Genomic DNA, 19,791 nt, shown 5'->3' with positions numbered 1-19,791 from the left:
AAGTGGTTTTTTCTTAAGTGGTTTTTTCTTAAGTGGTTTTTTCTTAAGTGGTTTTACTGAGTATAATTACGCAAACTAGCCGCGCATTGATAAGCATCAAAAAAGGTGCTTATACTAATAGCAGCACAATCACCGTAAAGATAACGAAGTAAACAAAGACGCCAGCGGTCGCATAAAACGTCTTAATCTCTTTATTATTAATCTTAATCTTACTGAGCGTCGTGCCAAGCTTGAGCATAGAGATGGCAAAAAAGTAAAACGCCAAAGCCAGTAGCGTGATACTGATAATAAAGATCACCACAGGAGCGACGATACCAAAAAAGGTCTCGGTGCCGGGGAACAGTATCTTACCTTTGATAACCAGTATCAGTAGTACGGCAGCCAGCCCCGACGCCGAGGCATGAAAAAAGATAATATCGTGCCAAGAAGCATCCGTTCTATAAAAGCTATTTTCGATACCGAAATGACTATCAGCATGGTCCACCTCAGTCGCCCCTCTTTTTCCGACGGCTCGATAGGCGTTTATCTTACTGACTGTAATCAGGAAGGTAAAAAAGGTAAAGGCAATCCACAAAAAGACGTACAAGTTCAAGCTCATAACTACCTCAAGACTCATATAATTATGCCTTTAATATAGCATTTATATATACCGTATTATGTATTAATAAGACTAACGAGTGTACGGAGTGTTTATAAGTCTCGCTACATGATGGTTAGTTTGCGAGTATTAAGGTGGTCGAACTTGTTTGCTTTATCTTATTGGCATAAATAAACCGCTATGGCTTGAGGTGGTAGCGGTACTTTGCCCTAGGTAGCTAAAGCTTAATTTTAGATACTAAGGGTGAGTTGTCAGTTAAAGTAGCTAATAGATGTATGAATGCCATTCTTTGTCATTCCTGATACGCTTGCATCACCGCTTACAAGTCGTCTATGATGATGCAGTAGCTATCGATAATAGCCATTCGCAGTACGGATTCATTAGCAGTACTGATCAAAAATAATGTAGCACTACTCAATCTTGTCGGGGTGCTTTGCTTTTAACCTTGTAACGATTGTTAAAACCATCGCTGAGACACACCCGTGAACCTGAAGCAGTTAGCACTGACGTAGGAAACAAGCATGACAGACCCTAAGCAGTCTATAAACAAGAGAAACCTCTACCTGACGCGCTGATCTGATAGCGCCTTACATGTTGAGATTTTGCCTTTTTTGTTTTATTTAAACAGCATCAGTCTGATTGTTTTCTATCATTAAAAAGGAAACAACCATGCAGTCAACCACCAAACTGACCCTCACCCTCGAATGGTTCTTAAACCCTGATCATCTGCCCTTTATCGCGGGTGTGACCACGGGCGCATATGAGCAGGCGGGACTAGATATCACTATCATTGAGCCTGATGACCACTATGATGGCTTTGCTGAATTGCAAAACCAAAGTATCGATCTGCATGTGAATGAGCCGATTCATCTGTTTGAGCATTACGCACCAAACTTGCGCGCGCTGGGCTGCTTTTTTGAGACCGATGGCGGCATATTGATGCAGCAATCCAGCATGGATAAGCTAAAAAACAATCAGCCGATTCGCATTTGCACCCCTGCCGCTGAAGAAAAAACCAATCGCATTGGCTTTGAGATATTAGCTCGCTATGCTAAGAAAAACGGCTTTACTATCAGCCGTGATAATGTGAGCTTTGTACAAAAGGACTTCTATCATATAAAAAACCTGCAAGAAGACCTTAGTCTCGATGGTGCATGGCTGTGCTTTTATAACTTTGAAGGCGTTGAAGCGACTCATGAAGGACTAGACTTTGAATTTATCGATCAACACCTGTCCCCTTATCCGAACTTTTCGGCGTTAGAAATCCTCACGACTGATGAGACTTATAGCGCAAAAAAAGACGCGATAGATGCCTTTATCCAAGTGACCAACCAGATGACTGAGCTGTGTAAAAATGATCCAGAGACTGCCCACCATATGTATTACCACTATAGTAAAACTGAGGCGGACGCGCTGATGGACAGCATCATTGATAATACGTTAGGCAGATTGATCACACCAATCACGCCTGATGCGAATAAATGGCAAGAGCTACGCGAGATGCTGGCCGAAATCGATATCGTGACGTTGACTGATGAGCAGTACCAGTCGCTGTGGGCGTTGTAGATATTTTATAAGTTAAGATATTTTGAATCATAAAAACCGCCATTGTGTTTGCTATGGCGGTTTTTTATTTGAGGTAGAGTTACAAAGCATGTTATAAGTTGATTGAAGCTTACGATACTCAAAAGCTCAAAATAATGATTTGTTAGCTCTCTTATTTCTACACCAATTTATAGTATTTTTGCCTCAGACACCCTTATTTTGACAAAAAATGCGTGAGAATAGCTATTTCAATATAGTTCTTACAATCTTATTAGTGCTATTAATATTCAATTTTAAATAAAGAAATTTTTCTTATAAAACTCTAACTCTTGAATACTTTGGATAATATCAGGTTTAGCACGGTGTTCGACTTCATCTTTAATGTATTCAAAATCGTACCATTTATAAACAACCTCTTTCATACTAGAAACATCAAGATTTCTATGAGTGAAATAATTTTCCAATTTAGGCATATAGTTTTTAAGAAAGCTTCTATCAAAATGTACTGAACTTCCACACATTGGAGAGGATTTAAAATCAATCCATAAGTTTAGGAATTCTAAAATATTACTTTCTACCTCTTCTTTTCCTAAATTAGATATTAAAACCTCTTGAATCAACCCGTTATTCTTGTGAGTATTTTTGCACCAGTCGTCCATCTTCATAATAACTTCGTAATTATTATGTATAACAAAACTGTCTGAAACAGCTATAATATCAAGATCTTTACTAGTTACCACACAACAAACTTCTAAAATCTCATCATTATCAGGCTCAAGTCCAGTAGTTTCGATATCGATCCACACCAGATTTGTATTCTCTCTAGGCATACCCAATTTCCTGTACGAACTCAAATTCATCTCTATCTAATGAAGATGGATCAAAGTCAGACTTGACCTTGCCCTTCAAACGACACATGAGCCTATAATGGATAGGTGCACTTTCGTTAACACTTTCAACTGTAAATACCATTGACTCGGTATTATTATTTAATAAGTGAGAAATATCTGCCGATAAGTACCTAGGGCAATAGCCCAATTTCATCTTTGAACCTTCTTCCATAGGGCTTAATACTAATGTAGCGTGACTATCGTAATCATTTTCTGGTTCATGCTGAAGAAGTAATTCAGTTCCAACAGAGAGGTTATTTACATATTCTTTCGCTTCTTCTGATCTGTGGCTTAAACCATGAACAAAAAAACAGCAGTCAAACTCACCTACTTCATTAACTTTCAAACGGGAGAAAGTTTGTAAATTATCTGTGATTTTAATACCATTACTTCGCTCTAATAGATCCATTTCGGTGGCATGATCGTTTAACCTCAACCAAGAAATGAATCTTGGATATTCAGGTCTTCTTTTAGAGAGCACTCTATTCTGAAAAAGCGGAAATAACTGAAAAGAGGTATAAGTCCTATCTAAATCATCCATTCCCTGAAATGGAGTGAATCCATCATTCTTAGCTTTTTTACTACCATTTGTATAGCGGAAGGTGTAACTCTCACCATCATAATCTAAATTACCGACAACGTGCCATAATCTAGATTCTTGACTCTGCCAAGAAATAAAAACATTATTTTTTTGAATATTCATAAATCACCCTATACGGATAGTATGCGACATCGATTTTCTTTGATCATCGCAATTGCAAACTCTTTAGAAATTGGAGAAATTATTTCATCATCAATAGAGTTTATAATATTCTCAATAACTGTTGGAGTTAAACTTGACCTTAAAACTTCGTTCCAATACCCTCGGATATTATTAGAAGAACAGTCGTGGCTAGTTGCTTCAATATATGCTCCTATAGTTGTCATTGGACGTCGGTCATTTGTATTTTGATACAGTGCAGAACGAGCTTTAGCAGTAAAAGCTGGTATCTTTCTATTTTTATCTTTAGATTCTAACCTTTCCTTTTTCTCTTCATCACTAATGTTTGCTCCTAAGCTAGAAGCATGATCATAAGAAGGGCATATAAATAGCTCATCCTTACTATCACGCTTGCCTTGGAGTACTGCCCAGTTCTCATGATGTCTGTCTTGGTTGCTAATTAAAACGTCAAGTAGCAAGTAACCACAATACATGTCGCAAGCTGATAAGGAGAAATTGCTATTTAATTGGTGTTCAGGAAGAACTTTGACATACTTTAAACTCTCAAGTACAAAGTTAACTGTATGCTCTTTAACTTTTTGGAAGCTTCTATCTGTAGGTTGCAAAGGATCTGGATAATTTTCTTTCAAAGCATTTGTTACATATGTGAATAAGAACTGGTTTCCAATAATCATTTCAAAATTTTCAGGCAATACATTTTTAGCAAAAACGCCTAATTTCTTTACTTTATTTGTTCCGTCGTCATGAGTCATAAACGCCAACTCATAATTAGCATGAGGAACCATAAGTTCGTCGCATATTTTGTCAGCAACAACCTCAGACCAATGTTCACCCGTAGTACCACGCGAAAATTTAAATAGACATTTGACATTGTATACAGGATGTTGGAACCAGAATTTTTCTTTGGTACCTAGTTGTTCAATATTATCTGTTGTAACATCTAAAGCATCTAAATCTATTATATTTTCACAATTTATCATATCTTAGAACCACCAATTATAGCATAGTATGGTTAAACGTATTTATGTCAGCACATTGAGAGTCCATTTATAGATATGTTTTAACGCTTTGCTAATAATAATAACTTAATTTTAGAAAAGAAAGATATTAAAAGTTATACGCGACACTCAGTGACGCATATAACTAGGAATTGGAACTTAGTCACCAATTAATCTACAATGCCTTCAACTCCTCCATCTGCCCCGCCATAGTTTTAATCTGCCCCTCAAGCTCAGCCAGTTTCGCTTTCTCAGCATCGACTACTTCCGCAGGCGCTTTACTCACAAAGCCTTCATTGCTCAGCTTGCGCGAGATACCTTCGGCTTGCTTTTGTAGCTTATCAAAAGATTTACCCAGGCGTTTTAGCTCAGCGGTTGGGTCAATCAGCCCTTTCATGGGTACCAGTACACGTAGCTGGCCAACCATGCTTGATGATGACAGTGGCACCTCATCACCGTCTTTTAGAATCGTTAAGCTCTCCACTTTCGCTAATGCCTTAAATTGATTGGCAATGCGCGATAGGCGCTGCTCTTCTTCACTAGAGATATTTTGTAGTAGCACAGGCAAGCGCACCGCGTTACCGAGTTTCATCTCACCTCTGATATTACGGACGCTAGCGATCAGCTCTTGTAGCCAGTCCATATCGGACTCGATTTGCTCGCTAATCAGCGCGCTATCGGTTTGCGGATAATCAGCGATGACGATGCTGTCGGTGTTTTTGCGATTTAGCAGCGGCGCGATAGTTTGCCAAATCTCCTCGGTCAGATACGGCATAATCGGATGGGTGAAGCGCATGGAGCTCTCGAGCACATGCAGCAGCACATAGCGGATTTGCGCTTTACGCTCGTCTGTCACTGAGTCATCGTTGAGGCTGGCTTTGGCAAGCTCCACGTACCAATCACAGTACTCGTTCCAGATAAATTCATAGATATCTTGGCTGACCATATCGAGACGATACTGGTTAAAGTGCTGATGGATATGTTGGACGCTAGAGTTTAGACGACTTATAATCCATTTTTCGGGTAGCTCCCACACCTCAGGCTTCGCGCTTTGGTCGATAGGCTTGGCATTGCTGTCACCATCGACACAGTTCATGAGGACAAAACGGCTGGCGTTCCAGATTTTATTACAGAAGTTACGATAGCCCTCGACACGCTTGAGATCAAAGTTAATATCGCGGCCCGTGCTCGCCAAGGAGGTAAAGGTGAATCTCAATGCATCCGTACCGTAAGCGGCAATGCCTTCAGGGAACTCTTTACGCGTTTGCTTCTCAATTTTCGCCGCGTCTTTTGGGTTCATCATGTTGCTGGTACGTTTTTCTACTAGCGTTTCCAAATCGATACCATCGATGATATCGATTGGGTCGAGCACGTTACCCTTGGATTTGGACATTTTTTGTCCTTGGCCATCACGGACGAGACCATGCACATAGACGGTCTTAAACGGTACTTGCGGCGTGCCATCTTCGTTTTTCACGAAGTGCATGGTCATCATGATCATGCGCGCGACCCAGAAGAAAATAATGTCAAAGCCCGTGACCAAGACGCTAGTTGGGTGGAAAGTCTCAAGCACCTTTTTATCGGCAGCCGGATCAGCCCAGCCTAGTGTACTAAAGGTCCAGAGACCTGAACTAAACCAAGTATCGAGCACATCATCATCTTGGCGCAGTTTGATATCGTCACTTAAGTTATATTTAGTGCGAACTTCGGCTTCATCGCGGGCGACATAGATCTCACCCGTCGCATCGTCATACCAAGCCGGAATACGATGTCCCCACCACAGCTGGCGACTGATACACCAGTCTTGCAGGTCGGTCATCCACGCCATATACATATTTTTATACTGCGCGGGGACGAACTCAATATCGCCATTCTCGACCGCATCGATCGCGGGACCAGCCAGCTTATTGACTGCCACATACCATTGATCGGTTAGCCACGGCTCGACGATGACGCCGCTACGATCGCCGCGCGGCGCTTTAAGCTCGTAGTCTTCAATGCTATCTAGCCAGCCCTCTTCTTGCGCTTGTGCTACCATCTTGACACGGGCGGTAAAGCGCTCGAGACCTGCGTAGCTATCACCTGCGTGGTCGCTTGGCGTTGTCTCCAAGTTAGGCTCACGCGTTTGCAAATCAGGGTAGATTTCCATCTGTGGCAAGATATTGGCATGGGCATCCAATACATTAATCAGCGGCAGCTCATGACGACGGCCTAATTCGTAGTCATTAAAATCGTGGGCAGGGGTGATTTTTACGCAGCCGGTACCAAACTCAATATCGACATAATCGTCGGCGACGATAGGAACGATGCGCCCTGTGATTGGCAAAGTAATGGTCTTGCCCACTAAATGTGCGTAACGCTCATCGCTCGGATTGACCGCGACAGCGGTATCGCCAAGGAGCGTTTCAGGACGGGTGGTGGCAACGACTAGATAGTTTTTGCCATCTTGGGTCGTTAGGTCTTTATCCGTGAAATGATAGCGAAAATGCCAAAGGTTACCTTTTTCATCATGGTTTTCGACTTCAAGATCTGACAGCGCGGTTTGAAATTTAGGATCCCAATTGACCAAACGCTTACCGCGGTAGATAAGACCTTCGTCAAACAGACGTACGAATACTTCTTTGACCGCATTGGACAGACCGTCATCCATGGTAAAACGCTCACGCGACCAGTCGACTGAGCTGCCAAGCCTACGAATCTGAGTCGTAATATTATCGCCCGACTCTTCCTTCCACTCCCAGATTTTATCAATAAAAGCATCGCGGCCTAAATCATGGCGACGGATACCCTCAGCGTTGAGACGACGCTCAACCACCATTTGCGTGGCGATACCGGCATGATCCGTACCCGGTTGCCACAGCGTATTGTCGCCATCCATGCGGTGATAACGTGTGAGCGCATCCATGATTGCATTGTTAAACCCATGTCCCATATGCAGCGAGCCCGTGACATTTGGCGGTGGCAGCGCGATAGAGAACGACTCATCTTTATCAAAGGTTGGCTGAAAATAGCCGCTTTCTTCCCAGCCTTGATACATGCCTGCCTCTACTGCGCTTGGGTTATAAGCGCTCTCTAATTGGCTTAGCGCGGCTTGGATAGACTGGGTTAGGTTGGTGTTAGTATTAGAATTGCTCATAGTGGCCTGGTCTTTTATTAATAATGAAGGTAAAAAATAGGTATAAATATAGGGTTAATAACGAATAGAGTGATTTTAACGCAGATAGGGTTATTTTGTTAGCGTTAAGGTGATTTATCGGCGCAGATTTCAGCGCTATTATTAATTCTTATTAAACAATCAACAACAGCAATCCGTCTAATCCTAAATATAATGGAGCATATCACTTTTACCGCAACGGCTTAATACTAAAATAATGACACTAAAAGATTAACACTGAGATATTAAGAATGAAGTACATTGAACATTAAGTATATTCACAATACTGTTACTAGCCATACAAAATAGCGAGCCTGCCGTGCCCCAAAATAACGATAAATCCCAAGACGTAGCCAACGACACTTTAGATGCTCAAAGTCAGCACAATATAGAGAGAAACAGTACAGATTCTGATACGGTAGCGACCGATAAAGAGCCTCTAGAAGCTTGCGAAGACAAAGTTAATGATGACGTCGATGGCAGCGTCAAAGATGATGATGCTAATACTGACAAAGAAAATTCGTCACAGGATGTCGACGATAGCGCGCCTAGCAGTGATGTCACCGAAAACCTCAGCGATGAAGACTTCCCAGAAGAGTTCACTGAGGAAGAAAAAGAAACTATCAAAAAGGTCGCCAGCGACGACAACTTAAGTAAAGCCAAAAGCTCAGCGAGTATCTTAGTCGAGCAGTTCATCGATGCCAAAGAAACTTTTGGCCGCTCCTTAGGCTCATTGTTTACCAGTGCCTTTACTGCGGGGTTAGAGATTGGCATTAGCTTCTTTGTGATTTTGTCTGCCTTTGCCCTGCTCAAGGGTGTCGTACCGGATGACTACGCTATGGTACTGTCCTCCTTACTGTATCCGATTGGCTTTATCATTGTCGTTATTGGGCAGTCATTATTATTTACTGAGCAAACCTCTTTATTGAGCCTGCCTGTCCTGAATAAGATTGAGCCTTTGCATAAATTGCTACGACTTTGGGGCATCGTTATCGCGGGTAATGTCGTCGGCGGTTGTCTGTTTGCCGCTTTGATGATTGGCCTAGGTCTTAATATGGATCTATTTACCGTAAGCGCTATCAATGCTTATGCCGAGCACATTTTAGGCTTTGAGTGGTGGGTAATCTTTGGCAGCGCAGTACTCGCCGGCTGGATGATGGGCATTGCCGCCTGGCTTGTGACCTCCGCGCGCGATACCATTAGTCGCATCGTCCTTGTGACACTGATCACAGGGAGTATTGGCTTTTTGGGGCTGCATCACAGCATCGTTGGCAATATCGAAGTATTCGCCGCCTTAATGTACGGCACTACTGTGGGTATATTAGATTATTTACTATTTTTGGCAGTCGTATTAGCTGGTAATACTGTTGGCGGTGTGGTGTTTGTGGCGGTGCTTAAAAACCGTACCTTCTTGTTCGATGTGGCTAAAGTTCGCGAAGAAAGTGCTGAGGATAGGTCTAACAAGTTAGCAAGGCTTAACGGTCGCAAGCGTTAAAAGTGTCTGGCACTTGCTTAAAGGGACTGATGCTAACCGTTACTTATAGAAAATCTCATGACCAGTACTATCGCTTGGTCATGAGGTTTTTATTTTACCTTGTCTCGATCATTGATTGCTTAGGCATAAGCTGCTTGCTGCTTTTTGGCTTTACCACTAAATACCTTGACCAAGATGCCGGCGGTGAAGAACATAATCAGCGTATAGATCGCTGGCGTCATCGACATATCATAGTTAGACAATAGCGTCAGCGCCATAAAGATCGACAGCGTACTGTTTTGTAGTCCCACTTCCATGGTAATCGAGGTTCTTTGCGCTAAGTTTAAGCCTAATAGCTTACTGGAGAAGTAGCCAAGTGCCATAGTGACTAGATTGAGAATTAACGAAACAGGCCCTGTATTCACAAAAGCGTCAACGATGATATCGCGTTGCACATAGCTCAAAAACACCACGAGCATCGCCAAAAATGTTACCCCAAATCTAGAAACCAGCACTTGCGAGCTGTCGGCGAGTTTTGGCTTATAGCGTTTAATTATCATACCGATACTAATAGGCAGAATAGTAATCACAAAGAGTGAAATCATAGTTTTGGCAATAGGTAGCTGAAATTCAGTACCTGCACCCATAAAGTAAACCAGCGAAAAGCTCAGTACGATAGGAATGGTAAAGACAGTAATAACACTAGCAATGGCGGTCATAGTCACTGATAACGCTACATCGCCTTTGGCCAAAAAAGTGAACAGATTGGAGGTGGTGCCGCCCGGACATAGCACTAGTAGCATGACGCCTACCGCATATTCAGGACGTAGCGGCATAATATTGGCAAGAGCAAAGCCGATAAGCGGTAGCATGATAAGCTGATTGGCTAAACCTATACTCACCGCTTTAGGGAATTTTACTACGCGTTTGAAGTCATTTACGACTAAGGTCAGACCCATGCCCATCATAATCAAAAATAGACAAATAGGAATGACGACTGAATTGACAAAGGTGACTAGCTGAACACTTTCCATAACTACTTCCATGTAGTGAAGACCTATTTAGGCCGAAAAATAACGTTATAAATGAGTATAACGGTACAAGCATAAACTCATTGCTCAGTTTCGACTACTTGCCAGTCAATAATAGGCTTTTGTTTTTTAATAGAAAAAACGAGGGTATGATTAGACAGTAGTTGTCGCAGATAAGAGGTTTGGTTTAACCGTGATTTATGAATGAAGCGACGAAACAACTGATACTAGCAGAGGATTATTTGAGACTGTCGCTGCTGATGACCGCCGTACCGTAAGCAATCGCTTCGACCATACTGCCGAGCTGATTGACATTCGTGACCTCTAAGCGCAAACCATAGACGTGATTATAGCCTTTGCTATGCGCTTGGGTACGCATACGCACGAGCGCTTCCCGGCGAGCTCGGTCGAGTAGTGTCTCGTAAGTGGTTAAGTTTTTGCCAAATAAGCTCAGCACTTTGGCGATGACCATTTTGAAGTAGTCTTGCGCGATGACCACGCTGCCAAGCACAAGCTCGCCTTCACTATTCGCTTGTAACTTGGGGCGATAAAAACGCTCACTTGAGACGATAATATGACTCAGCTCTTTTTCTGCTACTGATAAACGTCCTAAATGCTGGCGCTCATGGCGCGTACCAAAGAACCAGCCGACGACAAACAAAATCAGTAGCGGCGCATAGTTGATCAGCATTTGCGTTAAAGAGTTATTCATAACCCATCTCTAGTGATAAAAGTCTGACAGCTTAGCGGTATGACTTAATTGTATGAAAAGGCACTACTCACCAAAAGGATTAAAGCGTGGTAAGTCATCTGCAGGAGGGTTGATTGGTGTTGGCTGGCCTTGGTTATTAGGCGCTTGATAAGACTGATAACCCGTATCGCTAGGATACGGATTGGATGATGGCTGCTCCTCGGGTACTGCTTTGATGGCAGTGCCGTAGACAAATAGCTCAGAGGCGCCTTGGGCGATACTAGACGTCGAAAACCTTAGTCCGACTATAGCATCAGCGCCCAACGCTTCAGCTTTGACCACCATACGATCTATCGCTTCTTGGCGCGACTCTTCTAGTAGCTCAGTATAAGCGGTCAGCTCGCCGCCAACGATGTTTTTTAGACCCGAAAATAAGTCTTTACCGACATGCTTTGAGCGCACGGTACTACCATAGACGACATCTAAGCGCTCAGTAATACGATAGCCTGGTAAATGCTCAAGGTTGGAGAGTTGCACGGTCATGGAATAGCCTTGTTAATCATTGGTATGAAATAATAAAAACAGCTCAGTCAAATTACCTTCGATACTATTGGCCATTTGCGCCATTTTCTTATCATCGCTGCGCATTTGTGTCAGCTCTTCATCTTCATCGTCGATGCCGCTGAATACGACCATAGGCAAGGTCAAAACAGCGACATCTTCAGCTGTCTCTTCGTTCTCAAACCAGTCCTCAGCTTCATCAGCATACATCGCATCGACAAACCCTATCGACCAAGCGACGATATCTGACTCCTCAGAGAAGTCCATCGCCGTGTCTTCATCCTGCGCATCTTCGTTAAATGGCAGCTCGATGGGCTGCTCATTTTTGAGCTCAGCGAGGATAGCTTGACGCCAGCGTTTTACGCCATCTACTACGTTCTCTGGTAGTTTGTCCGCTTGACCATCAAATAGCGCATCCAACCAGTTAGGCAGTGGACGACCGATCACCGTAGCGGTCAAAAACCCATGGGTGGCGATACTATCGAGCACGTAGAGGCTCTCTTGGTTATCCAAAAAATCTAGTAATTGATCAAAGCTCAATGGGTTGCTACTCATGGCGCGCTTCCTTGTCGTTTGGCTGCCGAATTTTAACGCTACTATTCGATTAGGAGGTTCTATATTAAGCGGTATCCGCTTAGCACGACTAGCGTTGTCTTATGTTAGCTCAGTGTGTTGCCCTTTTAGCAAAGGGCGCGAGAGCTAGACCTCGTCATCATCCCAGTCGTCATCGAGATCATCATCGTCATCATCTTCTAAGTCGTCTTTTAGCGCTTTTGCTAGACGCTTTTCTTCTAATAAATTATCAATGAGACGACGCTTCTCTAAACTGCTCAGGCGCGTACGGACACTGCTCTCAGCCTCTTCTACCATCTTTGCATCGTCGTCATCGGCAAATTCATCATCAAAATCATCAATATCAGGATCACTCATGACAAACTCCTATTATTTGTACCAAAAATTCAAAATCATTCACTTTATATATGCCTTATAAAGTCTCTAAAGTGTCTTGTCAATGCTTTTCGTCATTAAGCGCATTTTATCTCGGTACTGATTCGGTACTGATTTTTATTCTCTAGGCGATTTAAGCTTCACTTTCTGTCATCAGCACTGAGTTGCGCACATCAGCTAAGCGCTGCATCATAGCATCATTACCTCCATCAAATATCGCACATTCACGCTCATAGACTGTAGTTGGGCGCTTGACGCTTTGTACCTGCACGTAGCTTGCAATCTGTTTTAGACCTACTTGAGGCAGTAATATAAGCATCTGCTCTTTTTTGCCGACGCTCGCGAGCAGCTGAGTCATCGCTTCTGCTTGCGCTTCATCACTGACGCATACTTTTGCCGGTAGCGCAAAGCGAGACAGCTCAATATGCTTATCATGAATGATTTTATTAAGCATCAAATACAGCTTGCCTAGCATGACTCCGGCCAGTGCTACTTTTGCGTGGCTATTATCTGCTTTGAGCACCGCTATAGCGCCATTTTCATCAAAGTGCGGCTCATTGACCGCGCTAACTCCTAGTAATAAAGGCTGCTTTAACAGTTCAGTCAAAGCTTGCTGCAGGAGCTGAGTACATAAGGCTAGATAAGGCACACGCGTCTCTGGCGCTAAAAGCTCGAGCATATTGTACTCGTCATGAAAGCTAATATGTACACTTACCGTCTCAACGGTGCGAGAAGAAGATAAACTAGAGCCTTGCGCGCTAGGTTTAGCCGCATCATACCCTTTGGCGCTTGCCATATCGGTTGTACTACTTTGAGTGGTATCCGCGTCATGCTGCGCTTGGTCCGGACTAGAAGCGCGCGCCGCGCTCTCATTACTTTGAGCGGCACTGCTGCTGGCTGAGTGAGTATCGGTTGAGTGAGTGTCCGCTGATTGCTGAGACTTGAGATAAGCATTTAGCTCACTATGTATAGTAGCCGTATTGACTGCGGCGGCTTTAGTATTTGCTGACGCACTAGCGCTGTCATCAAGCGCGGCTTGCGCATAAGCCTCAGTTTCGCTTTGCTGACTGATCTCATCAGGATAACGGCTATGAGCCTGCGCTCGGCGCGCATACTGCTCACGATGCACATCTTCTATATCTTGACTTAGCGCGCTGATCTGCTCTTTTGTCGGCCGCGCAACATAGCTATAAACCAATAATAGCAATAAATGCAAAATCATCGAGCCAATCACAAACGGCCACTGCATGGTGATAATCTCACCTTTGCTGATGTCCTTTAAGGTGAGTGCGACGCTACCGATCACCGCATCGCCATTAGTCGCTATTTGGCTAATCGTATTGCCTTGTTGCATAGGCGCATTACCTACGGGCACTAACACCTCATCGTTGTTATCTTTAATGACCAATCGCGTGACATCTTGTTCACTAGTATAGCGATTGGCGATAACGCTCAGGCTGACCCGGTCTTGATTCTCTAAAGACAAGCGCGCCTCATCGATAAGCTGAGCGACCATCTGCTCGCCTTTTAGCTGACGACTGTTGCTCAACTGCTGATCAGTACTAATGACTAACAGTAAGGTTTGCAAACAAAAACTAATCAAGATTATGATGGCAAACAATCCTTGCCGCGGCGCTAAATAAGTCATGGTAGAGTAAACTTTTTTATAAGAAAGAATGAAAAAACGACACTGTCTATCGTTTTGTGATCGTTTTAGGAAAAGCATAAGGTCAAGTAGCGGCTAACGGCTCTATAGATAAGCTAACTGGTGCTTGGCAAGCTCAGTTTTATCGCCGAACGCTAGCGCGCTTATAGCTACTATATCATCATCACGGCTATCATAGTTTATGGCAATAATAAATTTAATGCTCTAAGGTTTAAGCCTAAACTTTCACCCATTTTGCTATCGTTAAATTAGCGAGCTATTTAGCGCTATCGGCCACCTTTGCGTCTGCCATGAGGCTTTTTTGCTTGCTAGATAGTTTGTGCCTCACATATAGGCTTAGCGTACTAAAGCTGTTATTATTCCTAATCTTATCTGTGCATACAAGGGACAATTTAGCCATGCCAAAAAATACGCCTTACTCGTTACCAAAAGACAGCAAAGCATGGCAACAAGCCGTCGATTCTGTCGCCGCGCTGCTACCTAGTAGCACAAGCTTGAGCGACTTTGATGCCTTGCAGTCGCTACCGGTGTTTGCTTTGATTGTGGTGCTACCCGCCCATGTGCCGGCGCTAGATATCCATAACTATGTACAATCTTGGGTGGATGAGCAGCCAAGTTGGCATTTGGTCACGGTAGCCGAAGATGCTGAGGCGAACTTTATTGAGGTTGATGTCAATGTCGCCACAAGCGACGCCGCTGCTAATGCTCAAACACAAGACACCACCCAATCGGCGTTTGTCCCTGCACAAGTGTTCCGCTATCTGCTAGTACCGGCGACAGATACCTTAATGCATCCGGCCAAAAAGGTGGCCGCAGCGCACATCATCGACGATCAGTTAACGACTCGTCTGCGTCGTGACTTGGCTCAGCACTATACTGATAATCAAAGCACTGATCATCAAAGTACGGGCAATCAAAGTTCAGAAGACGAAAGTACGGGCAACGAAGTCACGCCAAGCTTAGATAGCGAGAATTTAGTCGACTGTCATATCTTATCTATCGGTCACATGCTACGCACGCACAAGTTGGCTTGTTTTGACATGGACTCCACGCTCATTGAGCAAGAAGTCATCGTTGAGCTGGCCAAAACTGCAGGTATTGGAGCAGAAGTTGAGGCCATCACTGAGGCGGCTATGCGCGGTGAGATCGATTTTGATGAGTCTTTTGCCAGACGAGTCGCACTGCTTGAAGGCATTCCAACGACAGTGCTCGATGAGATTTGTGCGCGTCTGAAGATCTCTACCGGCGCTCATACTACAATCACTGCGCTAAAGGCTCTTGGCTATCATACGTTACTCGTCTCAGGCGGCTTTACCTACTTCGCTGATTATATCGCTGAGCGCCTCGGTATCGATGAGGTGCATGCCAACTTTTTGGATATAGAAGAAGGCGAAGTCACCGGTCATATTCAATTGCCTATCGTCAATGGTGATAAAAAAGCGGCCATCGTTCAGCAGACCGCTGAGCGCTTAGGTATTGAGATGACGCAAGTGGTCTGCGTGGGTGATGGCGCTAATGATTTGCCGATGATGGCGCTTGCCGATTTAGGCGTCGCCTATCACGCTAAGCCTATCGTCCAAGCCCGCGCTGATGCTGCAGTCAATGTCACCGGACTAGAAGGCGTACTCTACGCGCTTGGCTATCCTGAACTATCGCCGGTGTCCTAAGTCTGCTAAGTATAAAATGGGGCAAGTTCCTTTATCGTCCATTTAGCTCGTCACGCTCGGCCAATATCAGCGCTTGGCTTAGCGTATGAGCATTTTTGTAGTTTGTAGATCGCAGTCGCAGTACCTCGGACGCTAAATGCCGCCTCCGTAAGTGTATCAATCCTCTTTAGCTGTTTCATTGTTATAAGGAATGTCAATAATGACATCACCCTCACCGCGGCCAAATACGCCGCCCACCCATCGGCCTAACGCCTCTTCCCTTGATAAATCAGCTCAACCTAAGTCGCTCTTTGGTGTCTACATAAAGGGCATGGCCATGGGCGCCGCTGACATCGTTCCTGGCGTCTCGGGCGGTACTATCGCTTTAATCGCGGGTATTTATCAGCGCCTAATCAACGCTTTAGGTAGTATTGGGCCGAGTCTTTGGCAAGTGTTTCGTACTGATGGCGGCATCAAAGGCTTGCTTGCCGTCTGGCGACAAGTTGATGCGACTTTTTTATTGGTTTTGCTATTAGGTATCGTGACTAGCTTTGCCACTTTAGCCGGCATGATTAAGTACTTACTAGACAATCAACCTTTACTTATTTGGTCGTTTTTCTTCGGCTTAGTTGTCGCTACTGTCGTGATCTTATTGAGCGAGATTAAGCGCTGGACGGCGGCGCGCGCAAGCTTATTTATCGCAGGATTACTCATTGCAGTCTTTATTAGCCAGTTACCGATATCTTCTGCTACGCCAAGCTTGCCGTACTTGTTTTTTGCCGGAGCGATTGCGATTTGTGCGATGATTCTGCCTGGTATTTCAGGCTCATTTATCTTACTGCTCATGGGCGCTTATGATGCGGTGCTAGAAGCGGTAGATACCTTTAATTTGACCGTTATTTTTACCTTAATGGCAGGCATGCTGACGGGATTGCTACTCTTTACCCGACTGCTCAAGTGGCTATTATCAAAGTATTATCAAGCGACTCTAGCTTTATTAACAGGCTTTATCGCCGGCTCTTTAGTCAAAGTTTGGCCATGGAAAGTGGATGCACTCGGTACGCTCAATAGCGAGGCGACTCATAATGTCATGCCTTGGCACTACCCGACTGGCGCGCAGTGGCTAACGACTGTAGGACTAATGATTCTAGGCGCAGTTCTAGTATCACTGCTGTCTTGGTGGGGACATCAAAGCAAACAAACCCGCGCTAACTTTTAATGATTAGTAATAAGTGATAAGCGATAAATAATAAGGATACAAAACCTAAAAAAACAGACGTCAACTGTTGTCGCAACCGCACTTTTCTCGCTTTAGCTTTTGCCTTTTTGCTTTCATAATAAGTCATTGGAATTCACCTTATGAATAGCGAGATGAATGATGTTATCGACTGTATTTTCTATGGCGAGTATTGAGACTTTAAGTGCGGCTGGCAATACGAGCGCTTTGTTGGGTTATGGTATATTAGCCAGTCTCATTGTCGCCATTAGCTTGTCTTCGCAGCGCTGGCTGCTATGGTATGTATTGGGCGGCGTCGCCTATTGGTTAGCTGTTGAGGTGATACATAGTGGACTAATGCTCTGGACCTCGCTCTCAGAGTGGCATGGCTATGTAGCGGCGATGGGAATCAGCTGGCTGCCCTTATTTACATGGGTACTATACCGCGCTCTGCGCTACGAGGACGTCAGTCAAGCGATGGAGCAAGAGCGCGCACTCGCAGCAGCCCGTTACGTCGAGCACTCGCCTATCTATGATGACTATCAGCCACGATTTGAGTGATACCTCTTTGTTTTTTTCGTTAAAAATGCGCCACTCTCCGGCGCATTTTTTATGGTCTTAAAAATAGCCCTTAGCTTCAAAACTTTGCTTCTAACAGAATAATAAAAAGCTATTGTTACACGATACTTAACGGTCTCTACGCAACTACTAATGAATTGCATTGGACGCATAAGTTATCATTTAAATATATGCTTATAGTGATAATTACTATAGAGTACGCTTTATTTTACTGACCCTTAGGAGTGTTATTATGTTTACTGTTCCTGTTTTAGATATCAAGTCCGATCCATTAGATGTATTGCTTGCAGTTGTCGGCTACCGCTTGTCCATGCTTGCTGATAGTGATAACGAAGAGTTTCAGCAGCTACTGGCGGATCGCCAAGTAGTCATCGAAATTGCTAGCGAAGAAGCAGACATCGCTCGTCATTTTAGTTTCGATAATGGTCAATTTGAGCAAAAAAGCGGCGCAGCTGAAAAAGCGGACCTGACCATCAAATTCAAAGACTCTATGACCGGTGTTAAGCTATTAACTAAAGGTAGCTTGCCGGCCTTTATGACTGCAGTACAAGAAGGTAAGCTTAGCATTGAGGGCGATTATAGCTTGATGATGTGGTTCAATAAGCTTGCTAAGCATATCGTACCTACTATCCCAGAAGAGTGTGAGCCTTATATCAATAAAGCTAAGCCATACGCTTATAAAGCCCAGCAGTTTGCGGAGCATTGGGTAGGCGTCGCGAAGCATAAGCTTGGCAAATAACTCTAATAAATAGCGCCTAAACAGCTTTGTTTTCTCGCGCTAAGTATTTTAATTAAGGTTACGGTATACTAGATGCCGTAACTTTTTTTATGGCCTAATTTTAGAGGCTAACGTTCCATGTAAATTAAAGGATTAATGATGGCAGGATTACTTAGTATCTCAGAACCTACTTCGGTTAATGATAAAGCAGATGACATCAACGGTTTTGTCCCGGCTACTTCTGTACACTCGGCTAAAACCGCTGCTGATCTGGCAACCGACGCGACCCAAAATCAGGCTCGTTTTTCTGTTCAAAAGCGCAGCCGTGCCGAGATAGCAGCGCTATTTGACTTGCCATTTATGGATTTACTGCTTCAAGCGCAGAGTATCCATAGAGAGAACTTCACTGCCAATGAGGTGCAAATTAGCACGCTACTGTCTATTAAGACCGGCAATTGTCCTGAGGACTGTGGCTATTGCTCGCAGTCAGGTCATCACCGTGACAAGACCCAACTGCAAGCCGAAAAACGCTTAGCAGTAGATAAAGTGCTTGCCGCTGCCAAACGCGCCAAAGCTAGCGGATCATCAAGGTTCTGTATGGGAGCGGCTTGGAAGCACCCTAGTCAAAAAGATATGCCCTACGTGATAGAGCTTATAAAAGAGGTCAAAGCGTTAGGGCTTGAGACTTGTATGACTCTGGGTATGCTCGATTCAGATCAGGCGAGCCAATTAGCTGATGCGGGGCTTGATTACTACAATCATAACCTCGATACTTCTAGAAGTTACTACGATCAAGTCGTCACTACCCGCAGCTATGATGACAGACTAGAGACTATCGATCATGTGCGTAATTCAGGCATTCATGTCTGTAGTGGTAACATCGTCGGTATGGGTGAGAGCCGTGACGATAGGATCGACTGGGTACATGAGCTGCTCAAGATGCCAAAAGCGCCGGAATCTATCCCGGTCAATTTATTAGTGCCTATTAAAGGTACACCGCTCGGTGACAAGGTATTAAGCGAGGGCGAGCTGCCCGTACTGGAGTGGATTCGTACGATTGCGGTGACGCGTATCTGCTGTCCGAAGAGCTACGTGCGGCTATCAGCGGGACGTGAGAGCTTATCAGATAGCGAGCAAGCATTGGCGTTTATGGCGGGCGCCAATTCGTTTTTTTATGGTGATAAGCTATTAACCACAGGTAACGCCAGTCAAGCCAATGACAACCGATTGATGCAAGAGCTGGGCTTAACTGCGCAGATAGCAGCGCCTAGAGCGCCAAAAGTCGTCGCTGTTTTAGATGCGGCGAGCGGTCAGCGCTCCGAGGTGTTACTCACTGAGTAAGCCGCTTTAACATT

Annotated in this window: 18 protein-coding genes and 1 riboswitch; of the genes, 7 read left to right on the top strand and 11 right to left on the bottom strand. The window is 44.2% G+C overall.

What is annotated here, in order from left to right; translation table 11 throughout:
- Positions 1–109: 109 nt before the first annotated feature.
- Positions 110–616, bottom strand: a complete 507-nt coding sequence (locus I3248_RS07115; protein WP_238063108.1) for a hypothetical protein — start codon at positions 614–616, stop codon at positions 110–112.
- 396 nt (positions 617–1,012) lie between these two features.
- Positions 1,013–1,130, top strand: a riboswitch (TPP riboswitch).
- Positions 1,131–1,267: 137 nt separating this feature from the next.
- On the opposite strand from I3248_RS07115, the gene I3248_RS07110 reads away from it, so the two are divergent.
- Positions 1,268–2,164, top strand: a complete 897-nt coding sequence (locus tag I3248_RS07110; protein WP_238063107.1) for an ABC transporter substrate-binding protein — start codon at positions 1,268–1,270, stop codon at positions 2,162–2,164.
- Between the two features lie 272 nt (positions 2,165–2,436).
- Here the strand turns inward: I3248_RS07110 and orn are convergent, their stop codons facing one another.
- From orn to I3248_RS07090, 4 genes are all read right to left on the bottom strand, one after another.
- Positions 2,437–2,973: an oligoribonuclease gene (gene orn / locus I3248_RS07105; protein WP_238063106.1), complete on the bottom strand. Its 537-nt coding sequence runs from the start codon at positions 2,971–2,973 to the stop codon at positions 2,437–2,439.
- Positions 2,966–3,736 carry an HIRAN domain-containing protein gene (locus tag I3248_RS07100; protein WP_238063105.1) on the bottom strand — a complete coding sequence of 257 codons (771 nt, stop codon included), beginning with the start codon at positions 3,734–3,736 and terminating at the stop codon, positions 2,966–2,968. Before I3248_RS07100 ends, orn begins: the two co-directional genes overlap by 8 nt.
- A gap of 8 nt (positions 3,737–3,744) precedes the next feature.
- Positions 3,745–4,734, bottom strand: coding sequence for a hypothetical protein (locus I3248_RS07095; protein ID WP_238063104.1), 990 nt, complete (start codon positions 4,732–4,734; stop codon positions 3,745–3,747).
- Between the two features lie 193 nt (positions 4,735–4,927).
- Positions 4,928–7,888 carry a valine--tRNA ligase gene (locus tag I3248_RS07090; protein ID WP_238063103.1) on the bottom strand — a complete coding sequence of 987 codons (2,961 nt, stop codon included), beginning with the start codon at positions 7,886–7,888 and terminating at the stop codon, positions 4,928–4,930.
- 337 nt (positions 7,889–8,225) lie between these two features.
- Between I3248_RS07090 and I3248_RS07085 the strand changes: the two genes are divergently transcribed.
- Positions 8,226–9,401: a formate/nitrite transporter family protein gene (locus I3248_RS07085; protein WP_238063102.1), complete on the top strand. Its 1,176-nt coding sequence runs from the start codon at positions 8,226–8,228 to the stop codon at positions 9,399–9,401.
- A 119-nt stretch (positions 9,402–9,520) separates the two neighbouring features.
- On the opposite strand, the gene I3248_RS07080 is transcribed toward I3248_RS07085, so the two are convergent.
- From I3248_RS07080 to I3248_RS07055, 6 genes are all read right to left on the bottom strand, one after another.
- The gene (locus I3248_RS07080; protein ID WP_201558939.1) at positions 9,521–10,414 is read right to left on the bottom strand and encodes a bile acid:sodium symporter family protein; all 894 of its coding nucleotides are present in this window, start codon (positions 10,412–10,414) and stop codon (positions 9,521–9,523) included.
- A gap of 235 nt (positions 10,415–10,649) precedes the next feature.
- On the bottom strand, positions 10,650–11,123 hold the full coding sequence (locus I3248_RS07075) for a heavy metal-binding domain-containing protein (protein ID WP_037058815.1): 474 nt from the start codon (positions 11,121–11,123) through the stop codon (positions 10,650–10,652).
- Positions 11,124–11,186: 63 nt separating this feature from the next.
- Positions 11,187–11,645, bottom strand: coding sequence for a YbjQ family protein (locus I3248_RS07070; RefSeq protein WP_238063101.1), 459 nt, complete (start codon positions 11,643–11,645; stop codon positions 11,187–11,189).
- A gap of 12 nt (positions 11,646–11,657) precedes the next feature.
- Positions 11,658–12,218 carry a YecA family protein gene (locus tag I3248_RS07065; RefSeq protein WP_084212609.1) on the bottom strand — a complete coding sequence of 187 codons (561 nt, stop codon included), beginning with the start codon at positions 12,216–12,218 and terminating at the stop codon, positions 11,658–11,660.
- Between the two features lie 144 nt (positions 12,219–12,362).
- Positions 12,363–12,593, bottom strand: a complete 231-nt coding sequence (locus I3248_RS07060) for a hypothetical protein (protein WP_238063100.1) — start codon at positions 12,591–12,593, stop codon at positions 12,363–12,365.
- Between the two features lie 151 nt (positions 12,594–12,744).
- Positions 12,745–14,259: a hypothetical protein gene (locus I3248_RS07055; protein ID WP_238063099.1), complete on the bottom strand. Its 1,515-nt coding sequence runs from the start codon at positions 14,257–14,259 to the stop codon at positions 12,745–12,747.
- Between the two features lie 416 nt (positions 14,260–14,675).
- Here I3248_RS07055 and serB point away from each other — a divergent pair, with 416 nt between their 5' ends.
- The 5 genes from serB to bioB all read left to right on the top strand — a co-directional run bounded on the left by serB (position 14,676) and on the right by bioB (position 19,777).
- Positions 14,676–15,944, top strand: a complete 1,269-nt coding sequence (serB, locus tag I3248_RS07050) for a phosphoserine phosphatase SerB (RefSeq protein ID WP_238063098.1) — start codon at positions 14,676–14,678, stop codon at positions 15,942–15,944.
- A gap of 190 nt (positions 15,945–16,134) precedes the next feature.
- Entirely contained in the window at positions 16,135–17,142 is a 1,008-nt protein-coding gene (locus tag I3248_RS07045; protein ID WP_201601842.1) for a DUF368 domain-containing protein, read from the top strand.
- 156 nt (positions 17,143–17,298) lie between these two features.
- Complete coding sequence (gene aciT, locus I3248_RS07040) at positions 17,299–17,700, top strand: AciT family ciprofloxacin tolerance protein (RefSeq protein WP_227501898.1); 402 nt, start codon at positions 17,299–17,301, stop codon at positions 17,698–17,700.
- A gap of 250 nt (positions 17,701–17,950) precedes the next feature.
- Entirely contained in the window at positions 17,951–18,457 is a 507-nt protein-coding gene (locus tag I3248_RS07035; RefSeq protein ID WP_238063097.1) for an SCP2 sterol-binding domain-containing protein, read from the top strand.
- A gap of 138 nt (positions 18,458–18,595) precedes the next feature.
- On the top strand, positions 18,596–19,777 hold the full coding sequence (bioB, locus tag I3248_RS07030) for a biotin synthase BioB (RefSeq protein ID WP_269117155.1): 1,182 nt from the start codon (positions 18,596–18,598) through the stop codon (positions 19,775–19,777).
- Positions 19,778–19,791 lie beyond the last annotated feature (14 nt).

Source organism: Psychrobacter sp. Ps3, from assembly GCF_022129275.1.
Classification (GTDB): domain Bacteria; phylum Pseudomonadota; class Gammaproteobacteria; order Pseudomonadales; family Moraxellaceae; genus Psychrobacter; species Psychrobacter submarinus.
The sequence above is the reverse complement of the archived record's forward strand: the minus strand, read 5'-3'. Positions and strand labels throughout refer to the sequence as shown.